Raw genomic sequence first — 13,159 nt, 5'->3', positions numbered from 1 at the left:
TGCAGGATAGCGAGCGGGATGATCGCACGAATCTACAGGCCCTCAAAAGGCGCGACTTCCTCGGGTCAGGGCCGGACCAAGACGTGGATCCTCGAATATGAGCGCAGCATCGCGCGCGAAATCGAGCCCCTTATGGGATGGACCAGCTCAAGCGAGACGTCTTCCCAAGTCAAGATCCCGTTCGACACCAAAGAGGACGCGATCGCGTTCATCGAGAAGCTTGGTATCGCCTATCGGGTCGAGGAACCCAAACCCGACGCCGTGCGGCGTGGCCTGTCCTACTCTGACAATTTCAAGAACAGCAGGACCGGAATGTGGACCCATTGAGGCAACCGGTCTTCGCGGTTCGGCTCCGTAGCTCAGTTGGATAGAGCAGCCGCCTTCTAAGCGGCAGGTCGCAGGTTCGAATCCTGCCGGAGTCGCCAAGCGCCCCAGAGGAAAAAGGCGCACGAGAGCGATGCTGGGAACGATTGCGGTGTGGAGCCTTGCTCCCGCCATCCTCTGCCGATCATTGCCCATGGCCCGGCCTCGGCCTTCGCCGAAAGTTAAGACGCTTTGACGCTTTTCCATGTTTTTTCTCGCCCGGACGGGGTCAGACGTCCCTGGGCTGTGTTGCTGCTCATCGCGGTGACGCTGGCACTCTATCTGCCCGGCTTCACGTCGCTGCCTCCCATGGATCGCGACGAGCCCCGCTTCGCGCAGGCGAGCAAGCAGATGCTGGAGACCGGCGATTTCGTGGATATCCGCTATCAGGGTGAGGCGCGGAACAAGAAGCCGGTCGGCATCTACTGGGTGCAGGCTTCGGCGGTGGCGCTTGGCGAAAAGCTCGGGGTTCCCGATGCACTGAAAACGATCTGGCTCTATCGGCTGCCCTCGCTGCTGGGGGCGATCACGGCCGTGCTCGGCACCTATTGGACCGCGCTTGCACTGACAAGCCGGCGAACCTCACTCCTGGCGGCCCTGCTGTTCGCCTCGACCATCCTGATCACGGTCGAGGCCCATCTGGCAAAAACCGATGCGGTTCTGCTGGCCACCGTCACGGTCGCCATGGGCAGTCTCGTCCGCCTCTATTTTGCGTCTCGCCGGGGCGCGACGCGCGTGTCGCTGGTCCACCCCGCTCTGTTCTGGACAGCGATCGGTGTCGGCATTCTGGTGAAGGGGCCGATCACGCCGATGGTTGTGGCCTTCGCGGTCATCGTCCTTTGCGTGAAAGACCGAGCCGTCCGCTGGCTCGCCATCTTGCGGCCCGGGATCGGGCTTCTCTGGGTCGTCGTGTTGGTCCTGCCTTGGCTCGGCCTCATCCTGCTCCGCACCAAGGGGGCATTCCTCGCCGACTCGGTCGGTCACGACATGTTCGGCAAGGTGGCCGGCGTGCAGGAATCGCATGGTGCGCCACCCGGCACCTATCTGGCCGCTTTTTGGGTGACGGCGTGGCCGATGGCACCCTTTGCCGCAATCGCGGCCTGGGGCGTTTGGCGGGCACGGCGTGATCCGGCGATCGCATTTCTGCTGGCCTGGCTCATTCCCACCTGGCTCTTGTTCGAAATCGTGCCGACGAAGCTGCCGCATTACGTGTTGCCGGTCTATCCCGCCATCGCGATCCTCACGGCTTTGGTGCTGGACGGAGGCGTGTCTCCGCGCGCGCGGTCGCGGGTGGCCTTCATTGCCGTGCTGATCTTGCTCGGCATCTTGCCTCTTGCGCTCGTGGCCGTGCTTGTCGGCGGGCGGGGTTATTTGTGGTCTGATCTCCCGGTCGGGACCCTGCTGGCCGGTATTCCGGTCGTGCTGTTGCTGGGCGGTTGCGTGATCTGGTCGGCGCGAAACATCCGCGAAGGGGCTTTCGCTCGTGCCGCAACGGGCGCGGTCGCGGCCGCGATCCTGCTCAATCTTTTCGTTCTCGGCCGGGTCTTGACGCCGTCCGTCTCGGACATGTTGGCGGTCTCCGGGCGATTGGCTCAAGCCGGAGCGGCTGCGATCGAACCCGGCTGTCGTTCGCCGACCTTTGCGACATCGGGCGATCATGAGCCGAGCCTTGTCTTTCTCACCGGAACCAACCTGCTTCTGACAACGCCGCAGCTCGCGGCGAGCTTCCTTAAGGAGGGGGACTGCCGGGGGGCCTTTGTGGAAAGCGGCGGTGAGCAGGAGTTCACGGCGGCACTCGGGACCCGGCCCGATGTGCATCTCGCGCAACGCGTGGTCGGCACCTCCATCAATGGAGGCGGACGTCTCGACATCGGTGTCTACGTCAGGCAGAGAGATCGGCCATGACGTCTCGGCTGTTGTTGAATGATCAGGAGTCGCCATCGCCCTCGCGCGGCCCTGAGCCGGAGGCCCGCGGACTCGAACGTGTTCTGGCGTCGCCGCTCGGCATTTGCCTGGTGGCGCTTGGTCTGGCCATGCCTCTTTGTTCTGTGACCGCCTGGTTGCTCGACGCACCGGTCGCCCGTCTCGTCGCGACGGCACCTTCGAGCTTGCACGGGGTCGCCCAGGTGTTCAGCGATTTTGGCTTGTCGGGCTACATGCTTGTGAGTTCCGGCGCGATCGCGGCGGGGGCGTTCTGGTTGGTGCGACGGGGGGGCAGACGTCAAGGGAACGTCTCGATCACAGCCCTGGGCGAAAGAGCTCTCTTCGTGTTTTCGAGCGTGGCGGTATCGGGCATTCTTGTGCAGGTCATCAAACATGTGGTCGGGCGGGCGCGCCCCAAATTTCTTGAGACGCTGGGGCCGTTTCACTTCGATCTCTTCTCGATCAAGGCCAGTCTGGCGAGCTTTCCCTCGGGCCACACCACATCGATCTTCGCGCTCGCGGCAGCGCTTTGCTTCTTCAAGCCGCAGTTGCGCGGCCCCGCATTTCTGATTGCCGTCCTGGTCGGGGCGGCGCGGATCGTCCTGGGCTCACATTATTTGAGCGATGTCCTGGCCGGTGCGATCCTGGGCCTCGCGACGACCTCTTGCCTCGCGGCTGTGTTCGCAGGCCACTCGCTCGCTTTCACCCGCGGACCCCGAGGTCTGCCGCGTCTCAAACATCCGGGCGACATCTGGGCCGGCCTAGGCCGCGACGGAGCAATGCCCGCGAGGATAGTCTCGTGATTGTTTCCGCGGACAATTGTCCCGACGTCACCATCGTGGTGCCGGTGCGGAACGAAGGTGGCAATATCGAACCCCTGGTGATCGAAATCGAGGCCGCCATGAAGGGCGGCGGGTCCTTCGAAGTCATCTATGTCGACGATGGTTCGACGGACAACACCGAAGCCGAACTGATCCGTCTCGAAGTCACCCGGCCCTGGCTGCACCACCTCAAGCACGATCGCTCCTGCGGCAAGTCGGCCGCCGTTCGGAACGGCGTGAAGGCCGCCCGCGCGCCCGTGATCGTCACGATGGACGGGGATGGCCAGAACGATCCCGCCGTGGTCCCGCGCATGCTGGCCGAATTGAAGGAGGCCGGCCCGCATTGCGGCTTGGTCGCCGGCCAACGTCTGGGGCGGCAGGATACGGCCTTCAAGCGTCTGCAGTCCAAGGTGGCCAATGTGGTGCGAGAGGCGTTTCTCGACGATGGCACCCGTGACACCAACTGCGGCCTGAAATGCTTCCCGCGCGCGGTCTACCTCGATCTACCGTTTTTCGACGGCCTGCACCGCTTCCTGCCGGCCCTCGTCCGCCGCGACGGCTATGCCATCTCGCTGATCGACGTGGTGGATCGGCCGCGTCTGAGCGGCGTCTCGAACTATGGGTTCTTCGACCGGCTTTGGGTCGGTATCGCGGATCTGCTCGGTGTCACCTGGCTGGTCCGGCGCCGCAAGAAGCTTCCCCATATCGTTGCGGGATCGTCGCGTGCTCTATGATCTGACGCATGAACTCGGACAATATCTGTACGACGTCTTCGTGCAGAAGTTCGACGTGTGGTTTGCCTTCGGGCTTGGGGCGCAGCTCGTGTTCACGGGGCGCTTCCTGGTGCAGTGGATCGAAAGCGAGCGCGAAGGGCGAAGCGTCATTCCCGTCGCATTCTGGGTGCTGTCGCTCGTCGGCGGCCTGATGACGCTGGTCTACGGTCTCGCGCGGCACGATGCGATCATCATCCTGGGTCAGGTGCTCGCCAATCTCATCTACGTCCGCAACCTCATGCTGATCGGCAAGGCGACGCGCAAGGCCGCGAAGTCGGAGACGCCTTGACGATTGCTTGGCTCAGGCCGCTTTGAGCCGGGCGAAGCCGCGGTCGAGATCCTCCTGCAGGTCCTCGACGTTTTCGAGACCGATCGAGAAGCGCAGGGCCGGGCCGCCAGGGGCCCAGGTGGTCGCGGAGCGGTATGGCGCGCAATCGAACGGAACCACAAGGCTCTCATAGCCGCCCCAGCTGTAGCCCAGGCCGAACAGTTCGAGCCCGTCCAACATGGCCGCCAAGGCCTCGCTTCCGCATGGTTTGAGGATCACGGAGAAGAGCCCGCTCGATCCCGTGAAATCACGTTGCCAGATCGCATGCCCCGGATGCTCGGGGAGGGCCGGATGCAGCACACGGGCGACTTCCGGCCGGGCCTTGAGCCAATGTGCCATGGCAAGGCCCTGCCGCTCCGCCTCACGCAGGCGCAACTCCATGGTGCGCAACCCCCGTAGGGCCAGGAACACGTCCTCGGGGCCGGCGCACATGGCGAAGGCGTCGAAGGTCGCGCGCAGTTGCGGCCAATAGCGCGCATTGGCCGAGGTGACGCCGAGCAGCAGGTCCGAATGGCCGGACAGATATTTGGTCCCGGCTTCCACCACGAGATCGACGCCGTACTTATGCGCCGGAAACATCAGCGACGTTGCCCAGGTATTATCCATCATGACGGGGATGTCGCGCGCATGGGCTGCCGCCACGATCGCGGGCACGTCCTGCATGTCGAGACTCTGCGAGCCGGGCGCTTCCACGAAGACCAGCGATGTCTCGGGCCGGAACAGACCCGCGACGTCGCCGCCGAGCGCCGGATCGTAATAGGTGGTCTCGACGCCGAGGCGCCGCAGCACGCTGTCGCAGAAGGTGCGGATCGGCCGGTAGGCGGCGTCCGTGACCAGGATGTGATCGCCGGCCTTCACGACGGCCAGGAACGCCACCGTGATGGCAGCGAGGCCCGAAGGCGTGAGAACCGTGCCGGCCGCCCCGGCGATCTCCGTCCAGGCTCGCTCCAGGGCTTCCGTCGTGGGGGTGCCCTTGGTGCCATAGGTGAAGCGCGCATTGTGGCGCGAGAGGTTTTCAACACTCTCGTAAAGCACCGTTGAACCGCGATAGACCGGCGTGTTGACAAAGCCATGCTGCTCGAACGGCTCGCGGCCGGCATGAACCAGGCGCGTGCGTGAACGCAGGGCAGCGCGCGTGTCGGGACTCAGCGTCTTCATGGGTCGAACATCCTTTGCTTGATGACCCGCATGCGGCAGGTCGAACCGTCCCGTCAAGCATCGTACCGGCCGCGCAGGCCTTGACCCTGGTACGGAAACTGCTTCGAATGCGAAGGCTCATGTCGGGCGACAGGTCGTTGGCCGGTCGTCGCACAAGATCGGCATATGACGCCAGGGAGTGAAAGCTGACAATGCTTAAATTTGCGGCAGGCTTATTGGGTCTCGCGTTCTGCGCGGGTGCGACCTTTGCTCAGGCGGGAACACTCGACACCGTCAAGGGACGGGGCCAATTGATCTGCGGTGCCAACACGGCCCTCGCCGGCTTTGGCATTCCGGATTCGAGCGGCAACTGGACAGGGCTCGACGTGGACTTCTGCCGTGCCGTCGCGGCCGCGGTGTTGGGCGACCCCACGAAGGTGAAATTCATCCCGCTGAACGCCAAGGACCGGTTCACGGCCCTGCAATCCGGGGAGGTCGACGTTCTTTCCCGCAACAGCACCTGGACGTCGTCGCGCGACAATCAGGCGATGTTGTTCGGGCCCGTCAACTTCTACGACGGCCAAGGCTTCATGGTGCGCAAGAAGCAGAATGTCTCCTCGGCCAAGGAACTCGACGGCGCCTCGATCTGCGTGCAGCAGGGCACGACGACGGAACTCAACCTCGCGGACTATTTCCGTACTAACAAGATGAAATACGACAGCGTCGCGTTCCAGGACGAGGATACGGTGCTGAAGGCCTATGAGTCGGGCCGTTGCGATGCGTTGACGACCGACTCCTCCGGTCTCTACGCGGAACGGCTGCGTCTGACGGCGCCCGACGACCATATGGTCCTGCCGGAAATCATCTCGAAGGAGCCGCTGTCGCCAGCCGTGCGTCAGGGCGACGACCAATGGTTCAACATCGTGCGCTGGACCCATTACGCGATGCTGACGGGCGAGGAACTCGGGGTCACGTCGAAGAACGTCGATGACATGATGAAATCCGAGAACCCGGACATCCGCCGGCTGCTCGGGGTCGAGGGCGATCAGGGCAAGGGCTTCGGTCTCGGCAACGATTGGGCCTACAACATCATCAAGAAGGTGGGGAACTATGGCGAGGTGTTCGACCGTAACGTCGGCGAAGGCTCGCCCCTCAAGGTGAAGCGCGGCATCAACGCCCTGTGGAACAAGGGCGGCCTTCAATACGCGCCGCCGATCCGATAATCGGGCGGCGGTCGTCGCTCGAAACCCTGCTGACACGCTGACGAGGACCGATGGCCAACACGTCGACACTGGTAAAACCGGACAGAGGGTCGATCCTCAACGACCCCAAGGCACGCAGCTTGTTCTACCAGGTCGTCCTCGCGGCCGTCGTAATCGCCGTTTTCTACGGCGCTTACTCCAACACCAGCCGCCATATGGCGGATGCCCATATCCCGACCGGGTTCAGTTTCTGGAACGCGGTCGCGGGCTTCGACATCAACCAGACGCTCATCCCCTACACACAGCTGTCGACCTATGGGCGGGCCTTCTGGGTCGGCCTTGTCAACACGTTGCTGGTCGCCGTGCTCGGGATCGTGCTGACCACCATCATCGGGTTCACGGTGGGCGTTGCGCGCCTGTCGCCGAACTGGATCGTCGCCAAGGTGGCGATGGTCTATGTCGAGGTGATCAGGAACATCCCGCTCCTGCTGCAACTGCTGTTCTGGTACAATGCGGTGTTGAAACCGCTGCCCGCTCCGAAGCAGTCGATTCAAATTCCTGGTGGGATCTTCCTCAACAATCGCGGCATCATCGTCCCTGACCCGCAATTCGGGGCAGGGTCAGGCTGGGTCGGCCTCGCATTGCTTTTCGGAATCGTCGCGAGTTTCGGGTTCTACGGCTGGGCCTCGGTGCGTCAAAAGAAGACCGGGCAACAGGCTCCCGTGCTCCTCGTCGCGGCAGCACTGATCATCGGCCTCCCGCTTCTGGTCTTCTTCCTCCTCGGCAGCCCGATCACCTTCGAGGCACCGGTCCTGAAAGGCTTCAACTTCAGGGGCGGTCGGCAAATCTTCCCTGAACTCGCGGCGCTTCTCCTCGGCCTGTCGGTCTATACTGCGTCGTTCATCGCCGAAATCGTTCGCGCCGGCATCCAATCGGTCGGGCGAGGCCAGAGCGAGGCCGCCCATGCACTGGGGCTGAACGCGCGGCAGACGCTCCGCCTTGTCGTGATCCCGCAGGCAATGCGGGTGATCATACCGCCGCTCACCAGCCAATATCTGAACCTCACCAAGAACTCCTCGCTCGCCGTGTTCATCGGCTATCCCGATCTCGTCGCCGTCTTCGCCGGGACGGTGCTCAATCAAACGGGCGCGGCCGTCCAGGTGATGGCCATCACGATGGCGGTCTACCTCGTCATCTCGCTTGTCACCTCCTTCGCCATGAACCTGTTCAACAAGCGCAACGCTTTGGTCGAGAGGTAAGCCATGTCTGACCTGACAATCGGCAGCCGGACCTATCTGCAGCGGGAAAAGAACCCCGCTTTGCCGCCGCCCAGACTGACAAGTGGCCCGCTGGCGTGGGTGCGGCAGAACCTATTCTCGTCCATCGGGTCGAGCGTTCTCACGTTCCTGTTCCTCGCACTGGCCCTGTGGATCATTCCTAGCCTGATCGACTTCGCGTTCGTGAAAGCCGTGTGGTCGGGCGACGCCGCCACCTGCCGGGCCAATCTGGACGGCGCCTGCTGGGCTTTCATTCGCGATAAGTTCGACTATCTGCGCTACGGCTCCTATCCCATCGATCAGCGCTGGCGCGTCGATGTGACGGAGGTGGTCGGCGCGGTTCTGATCTTCTGGTTGCTTTGGAACGGCGCCCCCCGGCGCAACGTCGCGGCACTTCTTTTCTTCATCGTCTACCCGATCCTCGCCTTCGTGCTGTTGCGTGGGGCGCCGCTGATCGGCTTGCCGGTGATCGACACGAGCCTGTGGGGTGGCGTGCTCATCACGCTGCTCATGTCCGTCATCGGCATCGTGTTCTCGCTGCCGCTCGGGGTGCTGTTGGCGCTCGGGCGCCGGTCGCAGATGCCGATCGTCAAGGCGGCCTGCGTCACCTTCATCGAATTCGTCCGCGGGGTGCCGTTCATCACCGTGCTGTTCATGGCGAATTTCATGCTGCCACTGTTCGTGCCGGACTATCTCACCCCGGACCGGCTGCTGCGTCCCATGATCGGCACGGCGCTCTTCTCGGCCGCCTATATGGCCGAAGTGGTCCGCGCCGGCCTCCAGGCCATGCCGAAGGGCCAATATGAAGGTGCTATGGCGCTCGGCATCGGCTACTGGCCGATGATGCGCCTCGTGGTTCTGCCGCAAGCCTTGACCACAGTGATTCCGGGGATCGTGTCGACTTTCATCGGCCTGTTCAAGGACACGACCCTGGTGGCGATAGTCGGCATCGCGGATTTTCTGCGCACCGTCGAGACCGCGCGCCTCGACCCGAGTTGGGCGGGGCCGACCATCTCGCCCACCGGTTATCTCTTCGCCGCCTCCTTCTATTGGGTCTTCTGCTTCGGCATGTCGCGCTATTCGCAGCGGACGGAACGACGGCTGTCCAAGGGCCGCAAACATTGACTGGAGCCACGTGATGTCGGTTGCCCCATCCCCCCGCACCCTCGGCCAGCCGGCGATTCAACTCGACGGCGTTCACAAGTGGTATGGCGAGTTCCATGTCCTCAAGAACCTGAGCCTCACGGTTGCGCAGGGCGAGCGCATCGTTATCTGCGGACCCTCGGGTTCGGGCAAGTCGACCATGATCCGCTGCATCAACCGGCTGGAGGAACACCAGAAGGGCAAGATCATCGTCAACGGAACGGAGCTGACGACCGACCTGAAGCGCATTGAGGAAGTCCGCCGCGAAGTCGGCATGGTGTTCCAGCACTTCAACCTGTTTCCGCACTTGACCATCCTCGAGAATTGCACGCTCGCGCCGATCTGGGTGCGCAAGATGGCCAAGAAGGATGCCGAAGACCTGGCGATGAAATATCTGAAGCGCGTCCGCATTCCGGAGCAGGCCAACAAATATCCGGGCCAGCTCTCCGGCGGCCAGCAGCAGCGCGTCGCCATCGCCCGCTCGCTTTGCATGAACCCCAAGGTGATGCTGTTCGACGAGCCGACCTCGGCGCTCGATCCGGAAATGGTCAAGGAGGTGCTCGACACGATGGTGTCGCTCGCCAACGAAGGCATGACCATGATGTGCGTCACACACGAAATGGGCTTTGCCCGTCAGGTGGCCGACCGGGTGATCTTCATGGATGCCGGTGAGATCGTCGAAATGAACGCACCGGCCGAGTTCTTCGCCAACCCTCAGCATGAACGGACGAAGCTGTTCCTGGGCCAGATCCTTCACTGAGGACGAGCGGCAGTCACTGCCCCACCGTGCGCGGAGCGGTGTTCGCCGCGTACCGCATCGATGCGGCAGTCCGCAATGCTTCACCGCTGACGGTTTGGCCGGGATTCAGCCGATGATCGTATCGGCAACACACCACGCGGACGGCTTGGCGAGGCACGCGACGGGCCTCTGAAGCAAACCAGCCCGCATTGAACACAGCGCGCCGACCAGCCTGCGCATGTGTGCCAAACGACACAGCGCTTGTGGCGTTTACCGAGTCGCGATCCTCACGTTAAGCTTTGGGAGCCGCTTCACCCCGGCGCAGGAAGGGGAAACCGTCCAAGCCGCGGTTGATTTTACTCGATATTTAGGCGCGCAAAAGCCGCTAGGCCAGCCCGCGAAAATCTTTTGACCCGTCAATAAGTTAATGCAGCCTGGAGACGTCCGGGTTTTTCCAAGAAAACGCTTGCACATGAAGGCCGAACTCCCTAGTTACGGCCTTGCCCAAATCGCACGTGCCTGTGGTCGTGGTCGATCGGTGGGAATCCGGACAAGAGGCCGGTGAACTGCCAACGAGATTGATAGCCGGAGCGAACCGGCGAACCCCGTCGCAACGGGGGACGCGACTTAAAGCAACGACGGACCGGGCTTTTTCGTCTCCGTTGGCCCTCCAAAGGCCGACACCGAAGAGGCTTGTCTATCTTGCCGGGCGTGCGGAAGGGATCTTCCTTTCCAATCGATGGCTGTCCAAACCGCAGGTGACTCAGTCGCTTGCCGGAATGTATAGCCAACGGCGCAGCATCTGATCGGGTTGCCGATTCGAGGCATGGTTTCTCCATGCGCGGGTCGTTGAGCCGATCACGGTTGGCTTTGCTTGTCGCAGCTTCGCGTCTCCATCGCGCGGGCAACGCATTCTATTGCCGCCTCCCCTTTCGTTTCGCTCAAGTCGCGGATCCAACCGCGCAAAGGGATGCCGCCATGACCGATCGTATCCGCGATTTCCTCCGTTCGCGCCGTGATGACGGCCCTTGCATGGTGCTCGACCTCGATGTCGTGCGCGACAATTATGCTTCATTTGCCAAAGCCTTGCCGGATACGCGAGTGTTCTATGCCGTAAAGGCCAATCCAGCCCCGGAGGTACTCGACCTCCTGGCCCGCATGGGCTCCTGCTTCGACACGGCCTCGGTGGTGGAGATCGAGCAGGTGCTGGCGACCGGTGCCTCGCCCGACCGGATCTCGTTCGGCAACACGATCAAGAAGGAGCGCGACATTGCGCGTGCCTTTCAACTTGGCATCCGGCTCTTCGCGGTCGATTGCGAAGCCGAGGTCGAGAAGATCGCCCGCGTGGCGCCCGGTTCCAAGGTGTTCTGCCGCATGCTCTGCGATGGGGCAGGGGCCGAATGGCCGCTCTCGCGCAAGTTCGGCTGCGTGCCCGAGATGGCGGGGCGGGTGCTCGAACAGGCGCATCGGCTTGGCCTCGTGGCCTATGGTCTCTCGTTCCATGTCGGCTCGCAGCAGCGCAATCCGCTGATGTGGGACGGCGCCCTCAGGTCTGCATCCACGATCTTCAAGGATCTGGCCGAGCGCGGCATCACGCTCCAGATGGTCAATCTCGGTGGGGGGTTCCCGACCAAATATCTGAAGGACGTGCCGGCCGTGAAAGCCTATGGGCAGGCGATCTTCCGGTCGCTTCGCAAGCATTTCGGCAACCGCATCCCGGAAACCATCATCGAGCCGGGACGCGGGATGGTTGGAAATGCCGGCGTGATCGAGGCCGAGGTCGTGCTGATCTCGAAGAAGAGCGAAGCCGACACGATGCGCTGGGTCTATCTCGACATCGGTAAGTTCAATGGGCTCGCCGAGACCATGGACGAGATGATCCGCTATCCGATCCGGACCGAGTTCGACGGGGACGCGACCGAACCCTGCGTGCTCGCCGGACCGACCTGCGATAGCGTCGACGTGTTGTACGAAAAGGACCCCTACGAACTGCCGTTGAGCCTGGAGATCGGCTCGAAGGTGCTGATCGAGGGAACGGGTGCCTATACGACCACCTATTCGGCCGTGGGCTTCAATGGCTTCCCGCCGCTCAGATCCTACGTGATCTGAGCCGAATCTCCGTTTCTGCACCAGCAGAAACGGAGTCGCCAAAAATTCGTGCAGAAACCGGTGCAACCCCGCACACGGATTTGCGTTTTCGACCACCCTGTATCTCGGATCTCGGTGATGGACGCATCGTCTCGTTTTGGCCTTTCAGCTCATACACCCGATTGGCGGCGCGCATTTCGTCTCGTCACACCCACGTTCCGCATTCGCGACGAGCGGGCGGCGGATGTATCCGAGCGCGAGGCGCTGCTCGATGCGGCCTTCGGTCCGGTCCGTTTCACCAAGACGTGCGAGCGGCTTCGTGAGGGCCGGCAGGCGTCCGAAGGACTGAGCTTCGTCGCGACGGCGGGATCGGCCATTGTCGGCACAATCCGGCTTTGGGACGCGGAAATCGGTGATCGCGCGGCTCTCATGCTCGGCCCGTTGGCCGTCGATCCCGCTCTGCGTTCGGCCGGCATCGGGCGCGCCTTGATCGAGCATGCGCTGCGGCGGGCGCGCAAGCTCGGGCACAAGGGCGTCTTCCTCGTTGGCGATGCGCCCTATTATGCGCGTTTCGGCTTCGAGGCTGCGCTGACCAAAGACTTTGTGCTGCCTGGTCCGGTCGATCGATCCCGTTTCCTTGCGCTCGAACTGGCGCCCGGCGGACTTCAAGGCGCGAAGGGCCGCGTCGTTGGAGCTGGCGCTTTCGTGGACGCTGGCCGCGACGAGCGCGGTTCGCGCCGTGCGGCGTAATCAGCTTCACTCTGCCAACCCCGGCGCCGCTTTGGCACCGGTTTCTCCTGCGTGGTCACGCATCGACACCTGCGCATCCGCATCGTAGAACTGAGGCGAATTGTTTCGGCCCTCGTTCGGTTCTTTCAATGCCTCTTTCCACTGAGATCCGGCTGGCGTCGCAACACGATAGGCCAGCTGTGGAAAACCTGGTCGATGCCGCCTACAGCCACTACGTGCCGCGCATCGGACAAAAACCGGGCCCGATGCTCGACGACTACGCGGCGCTGATCCGGGAAGGCGTCGTGCATGTCGCCGAGAGCGACGGGGTCATCCGCGGGCTCGTCGTCCTGGTTCCTGAACCTGATGTGATGCTGCTCGACAATATTGCGGTCGACCCAGCCTTTCGCGGGACAGGTCTCGGGCGCCGCCTCATGGTCTTTGCGGAAGAAGCCGCGCGCTCCGCTGGATACAGGTCGATTCGGCTCTACACACACGAGTTGATGTCCGAAAACATCGCGCTCTACGGGCGGGTCGGATATCGCGAGACGCATCGTGGCGAAGACGAGGGTCTGCGTCGCGTGTTTATGGTGAAGACGCTCGCCTGACTGAACCTCGCCCGCGGCGGCAGTTCGC

13 protein-coding genes and 1 tRNA gene are annotated in these 13,159 nt (G+C 63.0%); 13 read left to right on the top strand and 1 reads right to left on the bottom strand.

All coding sequences use genetic code 11. The features are described from left to right. Positions 1-18: 18 nt before the first annotated feature. The 6 genes from M8523_RS05965 (at position 19) to M8523_RS05940 (ending at position 4,169) form a co-directional block, all read left to right on the top strand. Complete coding sequence (locus tag M8523_RS05965; protein ID WP_282583932.1) at positions 19-327, top strand: ETC complex I subunit; 309 nt, start codon at positions 19-21, stop codon at positions 325-327. A 21-nt stretch (positions 328-348) separates the two neighbouring features. Continuing rightward, positions 349-425: transfer RNA gene (locus M8523_RS05960), tRNA-Arg, on the top strand. A 184-nt stretch (positions 426-609) separates the two neighbouring features. Then, positions 610-2,268: an ArnT family glycosyltransferase gene (locus tag M8523_RS05955; protein WP_282583931.1), complete on the top strand. Its 1,659-nt coding sequence runs from the start codon at positions 610-612 to the stop codon at positions 2,266-2,268. Further along, positions 2,265-3,089, top strand: a complete 825-nt coding sequence (locus M8523_RS05950; protein ID WP_282583930.1) for a phosphatase PAP2 family protein — start codon at positions 2,265-2,267, stop codon at positions 3,087-3,089. The genes M8523_RS05955 and M8523_RS05950 overlap by 4 nt, the downstream gene beginning before the upstream one ends. After that, positions 3,086-3,841, top strand: a complete 756-nt coding sequence (locus M8523_RS05945; protein WP_282583929.1) for a glycosyltransferase family 2 protein — start codon at positions 3,086-3,088, stop codon at positions 3,839-3,841. The genes M8523_RS05950 and M8523_RS05945 overlap by 4 nt, the downstream gene beginning before the upstream one ends. Then, entirely contained in the window at positions 3,831-4,169 is a 339-nt protein-coding gene (locus M8523_RS05940; RefSeq protein ID WP_282583928.1) for a lipid-A-disaccharide synthase N-terminal domain-containing protein, read from the top strand. Before M8523_RS05945 ends, M8523_RS05940 begins: the two co-directional genes overlap by 11 nt. A gap of 12 nt (positions 4,170-4,181) precedes the next feature. Here the strand turns inward: M8523_RS05940 and metC are convergent, their stop codons facing one another. Then, positions 4,182-5,366, bottom strand: a complete 1,185-nt coding sequence (gene metC, locus M8523_RS05935; RefSeq protein ID WP_282583927.1) for a cystathionine beta-lyase — start codon at positions 5,364-5,366, stop codon at positions 4,182-4,184. A 191-nt stretch (positions 5,367-5,557) separates the two neighbouring features. Here metC and M8523_RS05930 point away from each other — a divergent pair, with 191 nt between their 5' ends. The 7 genes from M8523_RS05930 to M8523_RS05900 all read left to right on the top strand — a co-directional run bounded on the left by M8523_RS05930 (position 5,558) and on the right by M8523_RS05900 (position 13,131). Then, entirely contained in the window at positions 5,558-6,568 is a 1,011-nt protein-coding gene (locus M8523_RS05930; RefSeq protein ID WP_282583926.1) for an amino acid ABC transporter substrate-binding protein, read from the top strand. Between the two features lie 50 nt (positions 6,569-6,618). Beyond that, positions 6,619-7,806: an amino acid ABC transporter permease gene (locus M8523_RS05925; RefSeq protein ID WP_282583925.1), complete on the top strand. Its 1,188-nt coding sequence runs from the start codon at positions 6,619-6,621 to the stop codon at positions 7,804-7,806. Positions 7,807-7,809: 3 nt separating this feature from the next. Next, the gene (locus M8523_RS05920; RefSeq protein ID WP_282583924.1) at positions 7,810-8,949 is read left to right on the top strand and encodes an amino acid ABC transporter permease; all 1,140 of its coding nucleotides are present in this window, start codon (positions 7,810-7,812) and stop codon (positions 8,947-8,949) included. A gap of 13 nt (positions 8,950-8,962) precedes the next feature. Next, positions 8,963-9,727, top strand: coding sequence for an amino acid ABC transporter ATP-binding protein (locus M8523_RS05915; RefSeq protein WP_282583923.1), 765 nt, complete (start codon positions 8,963-8,965; stop codon positions 9,725-9,727). A gap of 957 nt (positions 9,728-10,684) precedes the next feature. Then, positions 10,685-11,815, top strand: coding sequence for a type III PLP-dependent enzyme (locus M8523_RS05910; RefSeq protein WP_282583922.1), 1,131 nt, complete (start codon positions 10,685-10,687; stop codon positions 11,813-11,815). A gap of 117 nt (positions 11,816-11,932) precedes the next feature. Further along, positions 11,933-12,544: a GNAT family N-acetyltransferase gene (locus M8523_RS05905; protein WP_282583921.1), complete on the top strand. Its 612-nt coding sequence runs from the start codon at positions 11,933-11,935 to the stop codon at positions 12,542-12,544. 128 nt (positions 12,545-12,672) lie between these two features. Beyond that, positions 12,673-13,131 carry a GNAT family N-acetyltransferase gene (locus M8523_RS05900; RefSeq protein ID WP_282583920.1) on the top strand — a complete coding sequence of 153 codons (459 nt, stop codon included), beginning with the start codon at positions 12,673-12,675 and terminating at the stop codon, positions 13,129-13,131. Positions 13,132-13,159: the final 28 nt, after the last annotated feature.

This window comes from Lichenifustis flavocetrariae (assembly GCF_026130545.1).
GTDB lineage: Bacteria > Pseudomonadota > Alphaproteobacteria > Rhizobiales > Beijerinckiaceae > Lichenihabitans > Lichenihabitans flavocetrariae.
The sequence above is the reverse complement of the archived record's forward strand: the minus strand, read 5'-3'. Positions and strand labels throughout refer to the sequence as shown.